At 43.5% G+C, this 21,320-nt stretch carries 13 protein-coding genes; all 13 read right to left on the bottom strand.

The window, feature by feature from the left end:
• Window positions 1-134: 134 nt before the first annotated feature.
• The 13 genes from F0364_RS14970 to F0364_RS14910 all read right to left on the bottom strand — a co-directional run bounded on the left by F0364_RS14970 (window position 135) and on the right by F0364_RS14910 (window position 21,314).
• On the bottom strand, window positions 135-1,775 hold the full coding sequence (locus F0364_RS14970; RefSeq protein ID WP_153798596.1) for an alpha-L-fucosidase: 1,641 nt from the start codon (window positions 1,773-1,775) through the stop codon (window positions 135-137).
• A gap of 331 nt (window positions 1,776-2,106) precedes the next feature.
• A complete protein-coding gene (locus F0364_RS14965; protein ID WP_235921120.1) occupies window positions 2,107-4,206 on the bottom strand; it encodes an alpha-L-fucosidase in 2,100 nt (699 codons plus the stop codon).
• Window positions 4,207-4,249: 43 nt separating this feature from the next.
• Window positions 4,250-6,022 carry a glycoside hydrolase family 2 protein gene (locus tag F0364_RS14960; protein WP_235921119.1) on the bottom strand — a complete coding sequence of 591 codons (1,773 nt, stop codon included), beginning with the start codon at window positions 6,020-6,022 and terminating at the stop codon, window positions 4,250-4,252.
• Window positions 6,023-6,439: 417 nt separating this feature from the next.
• Window positions 6,440-6,970 (bottom strand): YbhB/YbcL family Raf kinase inhibitor-like protein, encoded by a 531-nt coding sequence (locus tag F0364_RS14955; protein ID WP_207632693.1) that lies wholly within the window; start codon window positions 6,968-6,970, stop codon window positions 6,440-6,442.
• A 310-nt stretch (window positions 6,971-7,280) separates the two neighbouring features.
• Entirely contained in the window at window positions 7,281-8,189 is a 909-nt protein-coding gene (locus tag F0364_RS14950) for a TIM barrel protein (RefSeq protein ID WP_153798595.1), read from the bottom strand.
• Window positions 8,190-8,299: 110 nt separating this feature from the next.
• Entirely contained in the window at window positions 8,300-9,226 is a 927-nt protein-coding gene (locus F0364_RS14945; protein WP_207632692.1) for an alpha/beta hydrolase, read from the bottom strand.
• 159 nt (window positions 9,227-9,385) lie between these two features.
• Complete coding sequence (locus tag F0364_RS14940; RefSeq protein WP_153798594.1) at window positions 9,386-11,017, bottom strand: alpha-L-fucosidase; 1,632 nt, start codon at window positions 11,015-11,017, stop codon at window positions 9,386-9,388.
• Between the two features lie 44 nt (window positions 11,018-11,061).
• Entirely contained in the window at window positions 11,062-13,020 is a 1,959-nt protein-coding gene (locus F0364_RS14935; RefSeq protein WP_153798593.1) for a sialate O-acetylesterase, read from the bottom strand.
• Window positions 13,021-13,078: 58 nt separating this feature from the next.
• On the bottom strand, window positions 13,079-13,219 hold the full coding sequence (locus F0364_RS14930) for a hypothetical protein (protein WP_153798592.1): 141 nt from the start codon (window positions 13,217-13,219) through the stop codon (window positions 13,079-13,081).
• Between the two features lie 21 nt (window positions 13,220-13,240).
• Window positions 13,241-15,331, bottom strand: coding sequence for a beta-galactosidase (locus F0364_RS14925; protein ID WP_153798591.1), 2,091 nt, complete (start codon window positions 15,329-15,331; stop codon window positions 13,241-13,243).
• A 1,126-nt stretch (window positions 15,332-16,457) separates the two neighbouring features.
• A complete protein-coding gene (locus F0364_RS14920) occupies window positions 16,458-17,882 on the bottom strand; it encodes a cellulase family glycosylhydrolase (RefSeq protein ID WP_153798590.1) in 1,425 nt (474 codons plus the stop codon).
• Window positions 17,883-18,201: 319 nt separating this feature from the next.
• Window positions 18,202-19,716 carry a glycan-binding surface protein gene (locus tag F0364_RS14915; RefSeq protein WP_153798589.1) on the bottom strand — a complete coding sequence of 505 codons (1,515 nt, stop codon included), beginning with the start codon at window positions 19,714-19,716 and terminating at the stop codon, window positions 18,202-18,204.
• Between the two features lie 23 nt (window positions 19,717-19,739).
• Window positions 19,740-21,314 (bottom strand): RagB/SusD family nutrient uptake outer membrane protein, encoded by a 1,575-nt coding sequence (locus F0364_RS14910; RefSeq protein WP_153798588.1) that lies wholly within the window; start codon window positions 21,312-21,314, stop codon window positions 19,740-19,742.
• Window positions 21,315-21,320 lie beyond the last annotated feature (6 nt).

Here is a 21,320-nt window from a genome sequence, read left to right as displayed (position 1 = left end):
GAGAGATTTGCATTGATAAAAAATACACGCTAACCCGTTTGTTAAACGCAGGCTTTACCCAGGCCTGCGTTTAACCATACCGGAACGGGCATGGAACAACTGTATATCAGGAGCAACGGGCCGTTAGATTTTTATTAACCAACTATTTTAAGCACATAAGCATTATCACAAGGCGGTTTTTCGGGCAGGGTAACCGCAAGCCCATCAGTTGTTTGGTTCCATTGCAGGGTGCCGTTGTGCCCCAGCAGGTTCACCGCCGAAACCTTTTCAGCCGCCATTGATTTTATCACAACTTTGCCGCTGCCGGGCCATCCAAAAAACGTGGCATAAACAGCACCCCCTTTCGATGTAAAACGGAAATCTTCCGCACCAAGCGGCTTATTCTTACCCTCATTAAACCCTTGCGCACTAAGCGGGGCCGCTGTGGCAATGGCAGGGCCTTCGCCAAAAATTTTCCAGGGCCTTGTCGCATAGATAGCCTCGCTGTTAATTTTCATCCAGTTGCCTGTTTCTTTTACCACCGCCATTTCAAGCTCGTCAATAGAGCCATCTGCACGCACCGGTACATTGAGTAGAAGATTACCGTTTTTACTCACTACATCCACCAGAATCCCTATCACTTCACGGGCAGTTTTGTAGCCCTTGCTATTGTAAATGCGGCGGTCGTAATGCCAGGACCCTATACAGGTATCTGTTTGCCAAACAAAGGGCTCAATACTGTTGCTTGCCCCACGTTCAATATCCCACACCATACATTTGCGTTGTTCTTCGTCCAGTATTTTTCCATTTATCACCGCTTCCAGTTTTCCGTTGCGCTTAATGCTTTCGTTGTACATGTGGGCTGCTATGCGCAAACCGGCATCGCTTACTGGCCATAATGGCAAAGCGGTATCGTCAAAGTAAACAAGATCCGGCTGGTACTTATTAATGAGTTCTACGGTGCGGTTATAAAATTTTTCGCAGTATTCTTTGGATGGCGGGGTTACCCCGTTGCCCCAGTTCCACTGGCGGTGTATCATGCCGTTATCCCCGCTGTTTTCACTAAGGGCATGGTTTTGCGCATACAGGCTTTGCGGGTCGTAACCCTGCCACCATTTACCCCCGCCGTTTTCTTTGGTTACTATGCCATCGTAAGGCACACCTGCAAGCGGGCCATTTTTATCGCTGCGCCTGGCTGTTTCGTACCAGCTCCACGCATGTGCCGCATGTACGCTAACGCCAAAACGCAACCCATGTGCTTTCGCCGCTTTTGCCCAGCCCTCAATTAAATCTTTTTTGGGGCCAAGATTAACGGAATTCCAGGGCTGGTAACTGCTGTTAAAGTTGTCGAAGTTATCGTGGTGGTTTGCCATGGCAACAAAATATTGGGCGCCGGCATTTTTGTATAATTCAACCAATGCATCAGGGTTCCAGTTCTCCGCTTTCCATTCGTTTATTACATCTTTAAAACCAAACTTAGATGGGTGTCCATATTTCTCAACATGATATTTATAATGATCACTCCCCTCTTCATACATGCCACGGGCATACCAATCTCCATGCTCTGGCTGGCATTGCGCACCCCAGTGTGCCCATATACCAAACTTTGCATCCGCAAACCATTGTGGCGTTTTATATTGTTTCAGCGATTGCCACTCCGGTTTAAACGGGCCATCTGCCGCGGGTTCAATTTTTAAATTGCTAACATCCGCAAAAGGTAATGCCCCTGCATAATTTTTTAACAGCACGGCAGGCGTTACCGCCAATAATCCTTTAATAAGTTGTCTTCTTTGCATGTAGTGTTTTTTCAAGGCTTGAAAATTATATCAATCATACATTTTTTGGGGCCCGGCTGCATTGCTGCCATGATGCTTTGGTTGCGTCGCACTCTTCAACACTTTGTACTTTACTGAACAGGGTGTGGACCGCTAAATTCATTCCAGCTTCTTACAGTGCCGGTTAAGGAAGTTGTATAAAATATTAATTGGAACCCTGCGCCGGAAACCAGGCGATGCCATTTGTACAACAGATGAACGGATTGCGACGCAAGGGACGATGCCATGAAAACCACTACCCGTATCCAAAAAAAATAAATGATGTTTATTAATCCTGGGCACAGGATAGTAATTATTCTGTAATAACATCTATTTCGGCATAGCCGGTTTCTTCATTGCCGTCTGCCTTTTGCAAAGCACGAAGCTTAATATACCGGGCTGATACAGCCGAAAAGTTCTTTACCTGCCATAACGGATTGTTCTTGATATTCGAAAATTCTCCGTTGCTTACCAGCTTCCAATCTGCATTGTCATTTGAAACATAAAATTCGTAGTGGCTGATGATGGCGGGGTTCCAAATATTTTGGTCAGGCAAATACCTGAAGCCAATAAGTGCTTCTTGCCTGCCCAAATCAATCACCAAATCAACCGGTACTTTTTTGTCTTTGCCCTGATGCCATGCGGTAGCGGGGTTGCCGTCGAGCACCGCGGTTGCTTTTTCATCCTCGATACCAACAACTTTCCATAGCTTTCTTGAGATGCTGAATTTTTCATTGCTTACGGGGCTGCTTTTACCCGTAGCTGCATCGTAAGCTATAGCGGTTATTTCCACCTTTCCATCTGTTTTAACGGGTCCATTATATTTTTTTGAATTCACGGTGGGTACACTGCCATCCGTTGTATAATAAACAGCCGACTCGTCATCCACCGGTGTGATGATTATTTCGCCTTGCTGGTTCCTGATGACTGATGGAGCATCAAGAATCTGCGGCGCATTGTAAATGCCGATATTGGAAATAAGCGGGCAGGCTTTTGAACCTGTAACTGTAAAGCGAACCTGCGTTGCCTTTACAGCAGGAAAACGGAGGATACGTTTATAACCGATGGTTGTTGCTTTAGCGAGTTCTTTCCAGCTTCCATCAACAAAGGCTTCAACGGTGAATGCTTTTACCCTTTGCCCTAAACGTATGTATTCCTGTACAAGAAAACGGTTGAAGCTGGTGGGTTTGCCTAAATCTATTGTTAGCGAAGCGTTCGTTACATCATCATCGGTTGCCCAATAGCTTTCATTATTGCCATCTGTAACCATAGCTGCACTGTATTGTTTTGCATTGCCGCGGGTATTGGAGGCTGCAGCTTTTTTACCGGCGGCCAGGTTTACTGAGAATGCTTTCTTTACCGCTGCCGCCAGATCCAATGCTGCCTTTTCATCATTTGGATGGATTAAGCCATTGGGCATAATGGGAAAGTTGAGCAGCAAAGTACCGTTGCGGCCAATGGAATTGTAATAAGTTTCCATTAGTTGCGGCAATGTTTTTACCCTTGCATCTTCCCCGGGATGGTAAAACCATTCCGGCCTGATGGATGTATTTACTTCGCCTGGCACCCATGAATCACCATTTTCAACACCATAGTGCAGCATATTAAAAGGTACATCTCCGGTAGCGTTCAATAAACTCCAGTTGGTTTCGCCTACAGCGCCACCTTCGGTACCCACCCAGCGCAGGTCGGCCCTGTCGCCCCCATCATTCCATATCACAATATTGGGTTGCAACTTGCGGATCATCTTATAGGTATTGCTCCAGTCGTAATAGGTGGTGCGGTCAATTGTACGGTTTTCGTTGGCGCCGCCATAATAACCGGTGCCCCCATTGGCGCCATCGAACCATATCTCAAAAATCTCCCCATAATTGGTGAGCAGTTCTGTTAGTTGGTTGCGGAAGTAAGTGATGTATTCAGGTTTGCCATAATCAGGATGGTTCCTGTCCCAGGGAGATAGATAGATGCCTAATTTTAAACCGTATTCTTTGCAGGCATCTGCCATTTCTTTAACCACATCACCTTTGCCGTTTTTCCAGGGCGCGTTCTTTACAGAATACTCCGTGTATTTAGAAGGCCAGAGACAAAAACCGCAGTGATGTTTTGCAGTTATGATGATTGCTTTCATCCCGGCTTCTTTGCAAATACGTGCCCATTGGCGGCAATCTAATTTTTCGGGATTAAAGAGGTTTACATCTTCATTTCCAAAGCCCCAGGATTGGTCTGTATAAGTGTTTAATGAAAAATGCACAAAGGCATAATATTCCATTTGCTGCCAGCGCATTTGATTTGCCGTTGGCACAGGGCCAAAAGGCGCCGGGGCTTTTTCCTGCGCATGGCTGATGTTGGTGGCCATTACCGAAACTATCATTACGCACAGAAAATACTTAATCATGCCGTTTAATTTATTCATACCAGGTTTTTATTTCTTTATTCAAGTTAAGTGGATGGCGAATTTACAGTTTCTCCTTTGCAGCGTAGTACGCTTTCATTATATGCCATGCTTTCTTTTTATTTCCTTTTTCTGACAACAGGCCTTTCCTGTTATACCCTTGCTGATAAACAGGGTGCAACCTGCTGAGTGACCGGTAGTCAAACAGCAACCAGGGACACACACCGGCTAAGTTGGGAATGGTGGCAAACATTTCCAACTGGTCTTTATAAATTTTTTCCTGGTATTCTTCTCTCCAGTTCGCAGCTTCATCTGCCCGCCCGTATTTGCTGCCGTACAATGCTTCGCCACCAAACTCAGAAATAAACACCGGCTTGTCGTGACAGGTTATTTTCCATTTGGTATCCGATGGTTTTCCCTGCCAGGGCATATACCACCCGGCATATTCATTGACGGCCACAATATCTGAATACTGGTACAAAGTATCCCAAACTTCAAAAGTATTACCCTGGTATTTGTGGGAGTTAATAACATGCGCAATTAACCGGGCAGAATCTAAGCCCCTGCACCTTTTAGTGAGTTCAACCAGTGCATTACTTCTATTTGACGCCCCTGGGTAAGTTTCGTTGGAAAGGCCCCAGACTATTATGCCGCAACGGTTTTTATCCCTTTGTACCATCTCCCCCAGCATTGCCCCCATTTTAGCAGGAACAGCGCTATCTGTAAAATCAATATGCTGATAAACCGGCAGTTCACTCCAAACCATCAGCCCCATCCGTTCCGCTTCGCGTACCATGTGTTCATTGTGCGGGTAATGTGCCAAGCGGACAAGGTTACAGCCCAGCTCTTTAGCCGCACTTAACAACAACAAGGCGTCCTGTTTTGAATTAGCCCTTGCTTTTTTGTAAGGGTTTTCTTCGTGAATATTTACCGCTTTCAGAAAAACCGGTTTATTGTTCAGCAAAACTTTCCCTTCTTTTGTTTCAATACTCCTGAAACCAATGTATTCCGCAACGGAATCTGTTTGGATTTTGACAATTACCTTGTACAGTTTGGGTTGCCCCGGCGACCATAATGTAAACTTCGATGAAATGTAAACAGGCGCTAAGCCCTCATCATTGCTGACAGCCTTGTATTGAATGCCCAATTCAGGGATGCTTATTTCAACCTTTTGCCGCGAATGCAGACCATCAAGCAAAACCCACCCGGCAACAGTATCAATGCTCCCTTTCTGCAATTGAATGGAATAATCTTTAATATAGGTTTTGCCGGTTTCTATAAGATTTACGTCACGGGTAATACCGCCATAGTTAAACCAGTCGTACCCCAGGCCGGGCAGCCCATTTTTTTGACGTGCATTATTGGCTTTTACCACAATACTGTTAAAGCCGCTTCTTACCATGTTTGTTATTTCGAACTGGAAGGGCGTGAAGCCACCTTCATGGTGGCCCAGTTTTTCGCCGTTCAGGTACACATCTGCCAAATAATTTACGGCGCCAAAGTGAAGGAACAACCTTTTCGCGGGCTGAAGAGTATAATGAAATTTTTTCCTGTACCAAACGGTGCCTTCAAAAAAAGTCAGTTCACTCATCTGGGTATTAAAATCTGCCGGCACTTTTAGCACAGGCCCATTATCAAAGGAATATTCAAAAAAATCTGTTTTCTTTTGAGGCTTTTGTTCACGCCATACCTGTTGCCATTCTCCAACCCCGGCAGGGTCAATAATAACATTCCAATCACCATTTAAACTTATCGTGTTCCTGCCTTGAACATTTATCATTGCAGTCTGGCCATCCGCATTACCTATTAACAGAAAGAAAAATAAACTCAGCAGCATTCGGTTTTTTAAAACTCTTATTTGGAAAAGCTTCATTTTAATTCTTTAGTTATTGGCTGCCTTAATTACTGTGCTTTCATCAGCTATTGTAAGGGGAAACGATTCCTGGCGGCGTTCGTTTAAGCACTGTATGTTAGCAACGTTAATTCTTTTGGGCATATGGAATATAGTTATCCCAACGCCACGGTGCAAAAATATTACCAATGCTATAACCTAATAGCTGTTTAAAAATACTTTCGCTATTGCCGTTGTTGGTCTCAAAAGGGAATATTCTTTTGAATATCAAAACAGAAACTGCTGCGCCGGTACTCTTGCCAGTTTCATTAGGTAATCAATCTTTGTATTCGGAGTGTCCACAGCTATTTTACTGCCGTCAATTCTTTTAATTGTCTGCCTGATTTGAACTCGATCAATTTATTAATTCCGGAATAGGCCGGTTAATGTAGTCTCACTAAGTATATGACCTTTCATCGCCTCCAGAAGCTCAGCTTTGATCATCCCATCTTTTAAGGTTAAAGTTTCATCCAGGGCAAATAATTTGAAATTATACTGATGCGTTCCATACGAGGGGCAAGGACCGTTGTATCCCTTTTGATTCCAACTATTCAAACCATCTGTCGCTTTAATTTGGACGGTTAGGTTCTCTTTAAGACCAGTTACTGTGCCCGGTATATTATAAATTACCCAATGTACCCAGGTACCCATTGGTGCATCCGGATCATCCATAATTATAGCGAAGCTTTTCGTTTTTTGAGGAATTCCCATCCAACTAAGTGGTGGCGATATATTTGAGCCATCACATGTATATTTAGCAGGGATCGGTTTCCCATCTTCGAAAGCTGAGCTGACCAGTTTAAAGGTGCTTGCAGTCTGGGACTTTGACACACTTGTAACTAATATTAAAATCATTAAAAAAAGATGTGTTCTTACAGCATTTTGAGTGTTCATATCTTTTCAGTTAACCATTTAATTTATTCAGTGTGTTCCTGATTTCAGTGTGTTTACACAAAGCTTCTTATCAAACCTACGCCATGATTCGTGGTGTACCACCCAGCGAACTAAAACACTTCCCAGAATTCTTTTCATTAATGTAGGATGCAGGTAATTGAGTATTATCACAAAAAATGCATGACTTGAAATATCTCATTTTTAAATAGCCTTATTAATCTCCAAATAATAAAATGGCTGGAAGAAATACAAAACATACCGGCGGTAATGATGTTAGAAAGTAAATATGCAAAATTCCGCTCTTGAAAAATCAAACATCACAGATCTCAATACTTTTTCCCAGGGAAACCAATGGTTCTTTGTGTTTCGGTATAAACTCCTGCCCTACAAATCCTTTATATCCTGTTTCTACAATAGCTTTTATAATGGCAGGATAGTTCAATTCCTGCGTTTCGTCAATCTCATTGCGACCGGGAACTCCACCTGTATGATAGTGCGAAATGTAAGGATGGTATTCTTTGATGGTAGCAATCACATCGCCTTCCATGATCTGCATATGATAAATATCGTAGAGCAATTTAAACTGTTCGGAGCCGATCCGTTTCGCCAGTTCAACGCCCCACTTCGTGTGGTCGCACTGATAGTCTTTATGATTAACCTTACTGTTTAGCAATTCCATTGTTACTGTGACCTTGTATTTCTCTGCTGTTTTCATCAGGCGCTTTAAGCCCAAAGCGCAATTCTCTAAGCCCTGTTCATCGCTCATGCCTTTGCGGTTGCCAGAGAACGTGATGATCTTGTCAAGCCCGGCGTTGGCGGCCCTGGGAATAATATCTTCAAAAGAAGCCAAAAGCTCATCGTGCAAATCCGGGTTGTTCCAGCCATTCTCAATTCCTTTCCCGGCACCCCAGGGCATTGCGCAAGTGAGTCCGTACTTTTTGATGGTTGGCCATTCCTCAGGACCCTGGAGCTCGATTGACGACAACCCCATGTCTTTTGCCACCTTACACAACTCCTCGAGCGGAATGTTTGGATAGCACCATTTGCATACCGAGTGGTTGACATTTCCCTTCAGTTTCAGCCACAGAAATTCTTCCTTAAATTGTTCCTTTTCCAGTTCTGCACGCACTGCTCCCGGCAGCAGTACACCTGTGGAAAGCAGTGCCGCACTACCTGCAAGGTTTTTCAAAACATTGCGACGTGAATAAGTCTTGTTCATAATTGAAAAATTTGATTATGTATGGAAGGTTATTATGTAAAGTGTAAATTCATCATAGATAAAGCCTCTTCGTTTTATTGCCAGATTGGTCAAACCGATTTACTCTATATTCAAAATGTTTCGTTTCCCTTGCGTGATCTGAAAATATGCTGTGCGAAAAAATACAGGTTATTTGCCCACTCGGTATCGTCGTGAGCATTGTCATCCACGTACCATACATGCGGCACATCCTGTTCTTTGAGGTATTGGTGTACCTGCTGGCTGACCCTGAACAATCCATCCTTACTACCGCATCCAAGCCATAGTACTTTGAGATTCTTTTTGGCTGCTGCCAAATCCGGCAACAGTTTGATGTCAGAAAGGCCACCGAACTGATTGGTATTCGGCGCCGACGAAAATCCACCGACATAAGCAAAAGTATCAATATGCGAAAGACCGATATTCAGCGATTGTCCGCCGCCCATGGACAACCCTGCGAGGGCACGATGTTCGCGGTCAGTATAAACCGAATAGTGAGATTCAATATAAGAGATAATATCGCTGAGCAAATCGTTTTCGAAAGATTTGCCGTAACCCTTAAAGCCAGCTTTTCGTTCTTCCTGTTCATCCGGCTTGGGATTGGACACAGTTACATTGGTATTACAATTAGGAAAAACCATAATCACGGGCCCAATTTTATCCTCGGCCACCAAATTATCAATGATGTAATCAGCACGGACCCAGTATGGCCATTGACCAGCACCGGAATTGAGCCCATGCAATAAATAAATCACCGGGTACTTTCTACCCGGTGAATAACCGGGAGGTGTGTAAACCAGCATTTCCCGACGTACAGACAGCGTTTTGGAGTCATACTGAACAGTAGCAACAGTACCGTGAGCAATACTTTCACGCTTCTCCCTGAAACCGGTTGGCGGATTGTCAAAGGCAGTTTTATCTTCAGCTAATGAAGGTTTTTCCTGCGCCCGGGTGGCCTTGCCAACGAGAAGAGCAAAGCATAAAATGCCTATTTGAGCAACATGCATCCGCTTAAACATTTTAGTATCGTTTTAATTGTTTAATACTCGTCCCAAAAGAATTGCATTTTCTAAACGCCTCTTCAAAACTCTCATGATTTAAAGTTTTATTGTTTTCGGGCTGTGTAACAGCCATACTTCATACAGGAGCCAGCCTTTGCTATCTAAAAAAATATTTATTTACAGGTAAATTTTAAACACCACTGCTATCTTATTCGGTATTTTGTTGGGTTTCTGAATCAACAGCGATTCAGCATTTTGTTTCCATGAAATCTTTTCTTTACTTCCCAGTACTTCAATCCGCTTTACGTTGCCATTGGCTTTTGTTTTGCCTAAAGCCGTTAATGTTATGTTTTCTCCCGGTGTACCCAATACCGTGGCGTATAATACTTTCCCCTTCTGGTTATAGCGGATATCTTTTTCTGACAACTGCACTTTACCTTCATTAAAACCCGATCCACTCAAGGGATTAGAAGCATCTACCGCAGGCCCCTCGCCATAAATCTTCCAGGGACGTGTATCAAAAATGCTTTCTTTGTTAATATCCATCCACGCTGTTATGTCCTCTAATATTTTTATCTCTTTCTCATCTATTGAACCATCACCACGAATCGGAATATTCAACAACATATTGCCATTTTTGCTGACAATATCCACGAGCATGCGTATAACAGACGCTGCCGATTTGTAACGGTTTTGTTCATACACATTTCTATCGTAATGCCAATCCCCTATACAGGTGCATGTTTGCCAGGGCAAAGCCTGCACTTTATCAGGCGCTCCGCGTTCAACATCCCAAACCATACATTTTTTTTGTTCATCTGTTAGCACTTTGCCAAACAGCACCGCTTCAAGTTTTCCGTTATGTGTTGCCATGTAACGATTGTAATAATGCGCAGCAATCTTTAAACCGGCATCGCTTACAGGATAAAGAGGAAGACCTGAATCATCAAAATAAAGCAGGTCAGGGTTATACTGATTGATCAGATCCATTGTCCGGTTGTAAAACTTCTGGCAATATTCCTGTGAAGGAATCGAAGCGCCGTTGTCCCAATACCACTGATTCCACAAAGATGTAATGTCTTCGCTTCCTGTACTGAGATGGTGGTTTTGCGCATACAACTCCTGCGGGTCAAGCCCCTCCCACCAGGTTCCTTTGCTATCAACCTTTGTCAATTTTCCATCGTAAGGAATGCCTGCGAATGGGCCATTCTTGTCTGAACGCTGTGCCGTTTCAAACCACGTCCATGCATGTGCTGCATGAACACTTAACCCAAAAGGAAGCTGGTATTTTTTTGCTGCTTTTGCCCAGGCTGCAACAATATCTTTTTTGGGGCCTGTGCGAACTGAATTCCATTGCTGGTATTTACTGTCCCACAAATCAAGATTGTCGTGATGATTGGCCATGGCAAAGAAATACTGGGCGCCTGTACGTTTATAGAGCGCTACCAGTTTTTCCGGATCCCAGTTTTGGGCTTTCCAATCATTAATCACATCTTTAAACCCGGCCTTTGAAGGATGCCCGTAATGAGCCACATGCCATTTATATTGCTCACTACCCTCGTTATACATAAACCTGCCATACCAATCACCTTGTTCCGGTTGACACTGCGGCCCCCAGTGCGCCCATATACCGAACTTTGCATTCCTGAACCATTCAGGTACTTTATATTCCTGTAACGACTGCCATTCAGGTTTAAATTTTCCTTTCTCAACAGTTTCCTCATTTTCTCTCACAGGAGATGGATAATTCTGGGCCATTAGTGAATGACAAAACAGGATACAAGCAGCTACGAATACTTTCGCTTTCATATTTTTTTATTATGAACTATGATAATGCAGGTTGAACTTTCATTTTATTTTTGAGTGATGCCTTTCCATTCATCTGTTCTGAAAGGGGCAGCGGGCAATCCTTCATCATTTACGAGGTTACATTCCGGATTATCGGCCCAGGCATATCTAACAGCAAGTGGCCCGGCAACTTTATCACAGGAAACAATCACTTCATTTCCTTTAATGATTGCCTTTGCCCAATGAAATTGTTTGTCATTACCCGCAATGGCAAAACCTGTCAATTCCTTTCCATGTTTTGCTAAAAGGCCTTTGCCTGTATTGGTAAAACTGATCCGGATACGATTCCCATCTTTCCTAAAACTTTTATAGACCGGGCCAGATGCGATGCAATCTTCTTTATACACGAGTTTATCAGCAATTAAAGCCAGCCGGCGGCCAACTTCCTGTTTGTTTTTTGGATGGATATCATTCGCTTCGCCAATATCTATGATGCAAGCCATACCTGTATTAGGAAGAGACAGTGCAAGTGTTTGCGCTTCCCTCAATTCGGCCCATTCACTTTCAGATGGAAGTGGTTTTGTTTTCATGTAATTGGCTAACTGCGCAAACAAAAAGGGAAGATTTCCCTGCTGCCAGCGTTGGCGCCAGTCTGTGATCAGCATAGGAAATAGTTTTCTGTAATTATAAGCTGCGCCAGCATTCGATTCCCCCTGGTACCAGATAAATCCCTTAATGCCATAGGGAATCAGCGGGTTAATCATCGCATTGAAAAGTACCGTTGGATAATATTGATAGTTGAGTATTTTTGGAAAAGCGGTTTCAATATCTTTCTTATACAACCATTTTCCCGCTAAAGAAATTTTAGAAGCACCACCGGCAATATAAAGATCTTCCGCAGGAGGATTTAATCCACCACCGCCCCACATCATGGCTACTCTTACTGCAATAATATTTTCCCCATGCTGTACCAAACGTGCAGGAACAGTATAAGAATGAGTGGCATTGGCATTCCAGATATTCCTGCAAATTTCTTCGCCATTGAAATAAAGCGAATAGTTCATTTCGGGATGTCCAAGGTTGATGGTTAAATCTTTTTGATTAAATGATTCAGGCAATATGATTTTTTTTCTTAGCCAAACCATTCCTTCATAATAACCAATTCCAAAATCCTTTAGCACATTAGGCATTTCGATAGTAGTCCACTCAGCATCATTATATTCTTTGGCCGGAACTATTTTATCTGTATTATTCTGGGGATTGTAAACAATATTCCAAATGCGTACCCAGTTCAAGCTATCGGTTACAAAATCTTTCTGATCAAGGCTAAGCGTGTCATTACTGAGTACTCTTGTTTTGGTAATGGGGGATGTAAGCAACATGTCGCGGCTCGTCCATGCTTCTACAGGTGTTCCGCCCCAGGTGCTTTGAATAATACCTATCGGAACATTTTGATCATGATGTATTTTACGGGCAAAAAAGTAGGCAACCGCTGAACATTCCTTTACATTTACAGAATCGCAAACTTTCCATCTGCCGCCACGAATATCAGGCTGAGGTTTTAGTTGTTTATCCTGCTCAACAACAAGAAAACGTATTTGCGGAAAATTGGCATTCGCAATTTCTTTACCGGCGTCTTTTGCCTGTTGCACCTGCCATTCCATGTTTGACTGGCCTGAAGCAACCCATACATCGCCAATCAAAATTCCTTTGAGCTTTATTTTCGTACCTGGGTTACCCGGTTCAGAAAGCTCAAGCACATAAGGACCGCCTGCTTTAAATACCGGAAACCTGATTTGCCATCTTCCTTTACCATCGGCTTTTGTTGTTGCCCGTACATTACCAAGTTTCGCAACGATAATTGCACCGGGAGTTGAATTTCCCCAAACAGGAATTTTGACACCTCTTTGTAAAACCATGCTGTCTCCAAATACTTTCGGCACACTGATTTGAGCAAAAGAGAATGTTTGAAAGAGAAGGAATAACGTAAAAAACAGAAGCGATGTTCTTACCGGTACTTTCATTGCAATCATTTGATTTTAGAATATGTAAGAGACAATTTTTTCATGAGTAAATCCTAACCTAAAGTTTAATAGCAGTCAAAAAGAAAACATCACTCTCACGTAAGTCCAGTTCTTTTGAAAATGGGATACCATCTTTTATAGTAATGATCTCTTTTAAAATGGGCTTAATCATGCAGAATAATAAAACTGTTTTCTTCATACTCTCTTCTATGTTTAAATTCTATTCACTCCATACCAATACACCGGCGGGTTTCAGTGTTTTTTCCCCGATTAAAATTTTACCTGTTGCAGGAATATTCACAGTATAGTTTTCTGATGAATAATTCACTGCTGTGTAAAAACCATCACGCCAATACACATATATGCCATCCGGATAATTTTCTACGCTGGCCCCGGCCTCTTTATAAATACTTTTCAGCACATCTTTTTCCAAAGCGCCTTCTTCGGTATCCACACCAATGTAGGTTACAGAACCTTTGCCCAGCCTGCGGGTAACCACGGCAGCGGCGCCCTCGTAAAACTGGTTGTTGTAGGTGGCCAATACATTTGTGCTATTTTCAGGAACCAACAAATCGGCCCAGTTGTTCCATTTATAATGCGAGGCATTCATTACAATATCGCCCTGGGCATGGGCAGAGAGCATATCGGTAGCTTTGATACGGGCCCCAATCAGTGTGCTGACAGGCGCCGCCATCCCTCCTTCCCAAAAATGCCCCATGCGGTTTTTGGTGGCCGTGCGGCAGGTGATGATTAAGTGGCCGCCATTTTCCGCATAACTGTACCACTTTTTTATCAGTGCTGAATCAACCATTTCATAAGCAGGTATAATCACAACTTTATACTTAGAAAGACCGGCGGTTTCGGGTACTATGTCAACAGGCGCACCCAGGCTTTTTGCCATGCCGTGAAACTTTACCGGGTAGTTCCATGCATCCCACTGAAGGGTTTGTTTTTGCCGGTCTATCGTCCAAAAATTTTCGAGGTTCCATACAATAGCTGTGGAGCGTGCAGCAAGCTTTCCGGGCATGTTTACACCCGGGTTATATTGCCTGCGCAGTTCTTCTATTTCTTTCATAAACTGCACATACTCTTCGCCGCCAGGCGATGGGGTTACCCCATCGGTAAGCATAATACCTGCGTGGTATTGCTCCGAGCTATAATTGATTTGGCGGAAACGGTAAGAGCAAGCCAGCTTTCCGCCAGCCGCAAAACTGTGGTACAGCCACATGCGCACCGTGCCTGGTAAAAGCAAGGGGTTATAACTTCCCCAATTAACCGGGCCGGGCTGCATTTCCATTACGCCTGTAATGCCACCCCGTACGGATTTATAATAATCTGCCGCAAAGGAAACTACGCGGCTGTTGCCCAACCTGAAACCGAGGTTGCCGATGTTATCGGTTCCGCCATTGGGATAGGCAGTATAAGTGGCAAAATCCAGTTTGTTGGTCCGCATGGCATCAGAACCGGTACATACTGCGGTATAGTTGGTGGTTATAAACTGGCTGGGCAAAACAAAACTTCTTAAAATACCTGCCTGAAAATCGAGAAACTCGGCCTGCGCATCCGCAGTATAACGTTTAAAATCAAGGAGGGCATGGGGGTTGTTGCCCCACCAGCCAACCAGGTTGGTATTAGGTATAATTACCTGCTCAAAATTGTTAAACCACTGGCTCCAGAAAGCTGCACCCCAGGCCGTATTTAATGCATCAATGCTTTTGTATTTATGCTTTAACCATGTCCTGAACGCCTCCTGGGATGCAGGGCTATAATCAGGAACTGCGCCGGGTTCATTGTCAATCTGCCAACCAATCACATCCGGGTCTTTCCCGTATTGTTTGGCCATTTCAACCACTATCGCTTTTACAAAACCCCTGAACCTTTCATTCACAACGGAAGCCAGGCCACGTGTGCCGTTCTCCGCACGAATGTAGTGCCCGTCCATAATGAATGTTTCCGGGTAGTTTATTCGCATCCAGGTGGGCGTGGTGGCAGATGGCGTACATAAAATCAGCTTCAGTTTATGTTTTTTGCAAATGCCTAACACTTTATCAAGCCAGGTAAAATCAAATTTCCCCTCTTCGGGCTCCATTTTAAACCAGGCAAACTCGGCCAGGTGTATAAATTCGAAGCCCATATCGGCAATTTGCTTAATATCCCTTTCCCACTGGCTTTCCGGCCAATGCTCAGGATAGTAATAAATGCCGGTGGTTACGAGGTTTTCTCCGCGAAAAAAACGATTGGTTTCCTGCGACCTGGCAGCCATAGCCAGAAGGAACATTGCGGATACGAGCAGTGATATACTTTTTTTCATTAAGACATTTTTTTGGCCTCAGCGGTTAACACATCAGGCAATATTCCGGCAAGCGTGCACCCAAAGGTGTAATATTATGCAGTGAGCAAATTTGCAGTGCCGGCAATTTTGTTCAACAATAAAAACTGGCTTATCACCTATCGTCTACCAGCAATATCGGTATCAACAGTACCTTGATCAGTTTTATTTTAACATGGGCACCCTGCTGCTATTTTACCTGTGCCGAAGGCACAAAACATTATGGATGTTCTGCAGCCAGGCCCTAAAAAATACTTTACAGCGTTTTTAAAAACTGAGCCTGCGGAACAGGTTAACTGCCGCAGGCATCAGTACCATTCTAAACTGCTGCTAAATGAAACCAGGAACCTTAATAGACATCAAGTTCCGGATTGCTATTTTGATATTAACCAGCTAAATACTCTATAGTTTTGAACTTGAAAATTTAGCCTCATCCCTACCCCACCTCATCCGCCAGAGAACATTTTTTATTGTCCAGGCGACATAACTGCTATGAGGCTTTGGTTGTGTCACTCACTTGTACTGCACCGCTTTACTGAACAGCAAAGGCAGCATCCCGCAACATGGCAATTATTCATACCCTACCTCAAAAAAAAGTTCCGTTATGGTTTGCGGCACAAGAGTGCGACGCAACGAAGCTTCATTCTTATTCTATTGCCGGGCCCATAAAAAATCTGAAAAAACTTTTAAAAGACTGAGCCTGCAAACAGTTTAACTGCTGCAGGCCTCAGTTCCATTTAAAACTGCTTGTTTTTTGAAGACAGGAACCATGATTGACATCAAATTCCGCATTGCTATTCAGAAATTTTTATCACAATTTTTATGTGGCTGTTCAAAACTTATTTTGTCAAACCTTCATCTGCAGGAAGGTCTCTCAATGTCAATTAACAATGAGTTTCTTAGTAACATTAATTTTTTGCCAAACGGTAAGGCCACTTTAGTTAACAAGAAACCGCGTAAGTAAAAATGTGGCATGGCCGTTAGCTTTTCCATTATAAATCAGGCTATTGAATTACAGCTTATAAAGGCAAGTTGAAAAACGCTGGTTGTAACCGTTAACAACCACCTTTTATCCCGGCTGTTTGGGGCGTCTTTAATCAACATATCTTTATTTTGCCCCAGCCAAAAGAGCGTCAATTGTTCTTTGATCTTTTACTGTACTGTTATTCCTGTCCAAAGCTCCGCCTGTATCCCACCAGAAAGGTTTTATACCACGGGCCAATGCCTCCCTGGTTACAAAAGTTATCCAGTAGTCCACAGACTTGTTATGTAAGGCCAGGTCTTTGGGGATATGGGGGGAACCATCACGCCTGTAAGCCCCATACTCGCCCATGATAACCGGAATGCCTTTGTCAACAAATTTTGCCTTAACCTTGTCGAAGTCAGAAATATGGGCATCCTCTTCACCATACGTGGGATTACGATCCGGTTCAATGGTTGAATGATTGCCGGCGCCCCAGTAGTAAACCATTTTACCCCAGCTCACATCTTCGCCAAGGAAACAAAACTGCGACGGCGTATAGTTATGCACTTCAACCATCAGGCGATTGTCCACCGGATCTTTGGGAAGTGTACTCATCAAATCTGATGTTAACGTTGCCGATGTACTTGGCCCTTGAAGAATAAGAACGCGGTGGCTGTTTTTTCCGCCTGTAGAACGAACAGCATCAACAAAGGTCTGATGGTATAGTGCCAAGACTTCCATTTCCTCCGCATTATCAGCAGCGGGTTCATTAGCGCTGGCAAACATGAGATGCTCGTCAAAGTCCCGCATAACGGTAGCTATTTGCTCCCACAACGCTTTTTGTTTAGCATTGACAGAATCCTGCTTTAGTTTGCTGATGTTGTTTTCGAGCCAGCCACCATCCCAGTGAATGTTGAGCATAACATATAATCCGTTATTGACACAATAGCCCACAACTTCTTTTACCCTGTTCATCCAGTTTTGATCTATGTGTGCTGTGGCTTTGTTGTCAACATGCAAATCCCATGCGCATGGTAAACGGATAGCAGTAAAACCTAATTGCTTTACAGATTTTACATAGGCTTCAGTGATCTGTGGATTGCCCCAGCTTGTTTCCCCGCCTGTAGCTTCCAATGTATTACCAATGTTCCATCCTAATTTAAATTTAGCCGCCAGTTGCACAGCAGTGCTCATTCCTGTTGAAACAGGGGCCTGTGGGGATGTGTTGTAAGATGGATATATTGTGGCAGGTTGCGAAACCTTAACTATTCTTGCCTGTCCGTTTGCGGCATCTACTGATAATACTACAGAACGGGCAGCGCCTGTTTGATTGGATGTGGCAGTTGCCTGAATGGTACTGCTACCGCTACTGCCGGATGTTTTGCTTAAATGTAACCATGAAGCCCCGTTGCTGACAGTCCATTGTGCATTTCCGTTAATGGCAATATCTGCTGTTCCGCCCTCCGCCGGAAGTGTAATTTCAGAGGGAGATGCGGAAAGTTCCGGAGTTATTTTATCGTTTTTTTTACAGCCTGTAACCAACAGTACTGCGAAGACAAATTTCAACATTGTATAAATTCTGATTTTGTTCATTTTTTCTGTCCTGACGATTTGAGATTTTTTTGATAAAGCTTTTTATACTTTTAATTAAAAGCCAGGAAACAGGCTATAAGGGCTGAAAAGCCGCCCAATGAGCCGGACGATGAACGGATTGCGACGCAACGATGCCGCCATGAAAAACCAGGGCTGGTATCCAAAAAAAGCGTGTTTTGCCAATCAATCCGTTTCATAAAGAAATAAGTATAAACAACCTTGATATAACAAACCTGAAGGAGTGCGGCATTTTTCATAACCTGCCCTCCAGGCTTTTCGCTGTATGTATTAAAGACTATTTTATTTTAACTACCCTTACATTATCGAATGCCGCATAAAAACCGGTTGCGGTTGCTGCCGTACCGTAATTATGCAGGTAGATACTCAAACCCGTATTGCCGGTACCACCCAATAAATTAGCTAAACTTGTAACGGAAGCGCCTTTTCCATCCCCAAGTATTGCGTCTTTAGAGCGGAATGAGGATAAGGGAATGGTTACTGTTTGCCATCCCTTGGTGGAGAACGCGGCTGTTTTGGTATCAGAAACTTGCCAGGGCTCGTAGCGTGCCATATAGTTGCCTGCAAAGCCACTTACAAAGCACAGTGTACTGCCGTTCCACGGGTTGGCTACACTTATCTCAAACTTAATTGCCCAATTGCCCACGGGGTCTGAAAGATTAGCAGCCGGCACCCATTCATTTGCCCCAATTGGGAAATTATAGGTACCATCAAAAGCTGAGCCGTCTCCACTTTGCATAATGCCGCTTTTATAGGAAACAAACATGGTGTTGTCGGTACCAAATACTCCATCGAAGTCGGGTCTTACCGTGATCCAGCCACCACTGTTTGCAGTACTGTTAACAGTGAGGCCGGCGCCACCCCACCATTGCCAACCAAAATAGTTACCCCACTCCATATTCGCCAAAACACCGGTATTGCTAAGTTGTGTATTTACATTGTAAACAGTGGTTACTGATCCAAATTGAGTAGTGATTGATACAGGGCCGCTGTTAGAAACAGAAGGCAAAACAAAACCAACAGAACTGCCATCCGCAGACGATTCGAAGGAAGTGATATTTGTTCCGGAAAAGCTGAACGATTGAATGTTTTTCAGATAAGTGCCGTAAACATACACCGAATCACCTGCAATGGCATTTTCGTTGGACACTGCAGTAATTGTAGGTATTGCAACTATTTTAAATGCCACCGAGCCACCTTTTGTTGTAAGCAATACCTGGTCCGTAGGTTGTTGTGCCGGCATAAGAAAACCCAGGGAAGTACCATCTAAGTTAGAGTTGAACGATGTTATGCCAGTTCCCGCATAAGAAAGACTTTGAACCAAAACTAAATTAGTGCCGTACAAAAAAACGGAGTCGCCAGGGTTGGCAAACACATTTGAAATAGCAGCAATCACCGGCTCACCAGGCCCTAATTTAAACGGAAAGGTGGTAGTGCCTCCGGTTGTTGTGTATTCTATCGTATAAAGTTTGGTGGTATCAACTGTTGAAAACATAATGGCTGGTATTTGTACTACGGCACTGTTCTCGGCAAACAAAGTGCTGTTGAAAGACGCATTTACACCATTAAATTTTATTTCAACCGCATTCTTCAGATTCTGCCCTGTAATAACCACCCACTGGCCATCTGCTACAAGGCTGTTAAGTATGGTGTCATTTGGAGTAGCCACATAACTCCTGATCTCTGAAATAACCGGAGGCCTCTCAACATCTTTTTTGCAAGCCGGCGATAATGCGGCTATCAATATGAAAAGCTGCAAAATATATAAGCGGCTATTTAATGATTTATTCATAATAGTATTTGTAATGTTATAGATTAATAGTACTTAACGGGGGGCTCAGCCAGGTTAGGATCTGCTGCCAGTTCTGATGCAGGCAACTGCAGCGTAAACGATGAAATGGTAGCCGGTACCACGGCTGTGCCAATAGGTGGATCCGGAGTAGCTACACCGTTTGAATAAGAAAATGTTACCCGCTTTTGATTATTGAGAATGTTAACCGCTTTGGTGGGGTTCCAATAAGAAAGGCGTACCAGGTCCAGCCAATATTGCCCTTCAAAAGCTAATTCAATTCTTCTTTCTTTAAGAATGCCGTCTATATTGATTGTTGAAACAGGATCAACACCGGCCCTTGTTCTTACTTTATTAAAGAATTTCAGCGCCTCGCCATCAGAGGTACTTGCATTATTCCCCAGAATCGCTTCGGCATAAACCAAATAAACATCTGAAAGGCGAAGCAGCGCATCATGCTCGATAGATGCGGTAAAGGTCATAGAGGGTGAGTTATTATCCTTTTCGTTACCGATAATATGCTTCTTCATGCTTTGGCTGGTAGCCTTATAGCCGCCGCCGGCTGCATTTAATTCAGGATAAAAGTCACCGTTCATCATGAATGAGGCTTTCCTCCTTACTGTATCCTTTGCCGAATATTCCAGGTACAAATCATAGGTAGCATCCAGCGCCGTCCACGCACCATTTTTTTGAGGATTAATGTCATTTGAAGGAGAATACGTGAGTAATAAATTGCCCTCTTCCCAACCAATACTTGCACCTGTAGCCCACTGAAGCGCAAATAGTGATTCCTGGTTGTCGTTGTACTGAGACTGGAACAGGTTGTAATAATTAGGCAACAAATCCAAACCACTCTCATTACAAACATTTCCCGCATACTTTTTTGCGCTGTCTAATAATTTCTGATCACGGCTTCCATTGCTTTCCAAACCAGACATAGTAAGGTAAACCTTTGCAAGCAATCCTTGTGCAGACCAGGTTGTTACCCTTCCTTTTTCATCATTACGGGGCAAACTATTGGCGGCAAAGGTTAAATCGTTGGCAATAAACCTGTACACATCAGAAACGATGTTACGTTTCTGCAATGGGTCTTTAATAAGCTTGCTGTTATCTTCAATAATAGGCACTGCACCCCACAGCATAGCAAGATAATAATAGGCAATGCCGCGAATAAATTTTGCTTCGCCGATGGCTGCATTTCTATCTGCCTCACTAATTGCTTTATCTGCATTTTGTTCAATTGAGTTAATAACACCATTGCATTGACCAACCAGGTTGTACAATCCTTTCCATCCACCCTGCATTACACTGTTACCCGCAGTAATGGTGCGTGTGTAAAGCTGCACCCAATCGCTGATCCATTGACGGTTGCCGTTTCCGCTTAATATATCCCCCAAAGGCAAATAGGCTTCGTGATGCCACACACCCCAGGTAGCGCCGCCATAGAGACTGGCAGTGGCTAATCTTAAATCTGACTTGGTTTTATAAAAATTTTCCGAGCTAATTTGCGATTGAGAAGGGCGATCGAGAAAGCTTTTATTACAAGCAAAACAAAACACCACAATCAATACAATCAATATTTTTTTATTTAGATGTTTCATGATTCA

This window comes from Foetidibacter luteolus (genome assembly GCF_009650435.1).
Lineage (GTDB): Bacteria > Bacteroidota > Bacteroidia > Chitinophagales > Chitinophagaceae > Foetidibacter > Foetidibacter luteolus.
The sequence above is the reverse complement of the archived record's forward strand: the minus strand, read 5'-3'. Positions and strand labels throughout refer to the sequence as shown.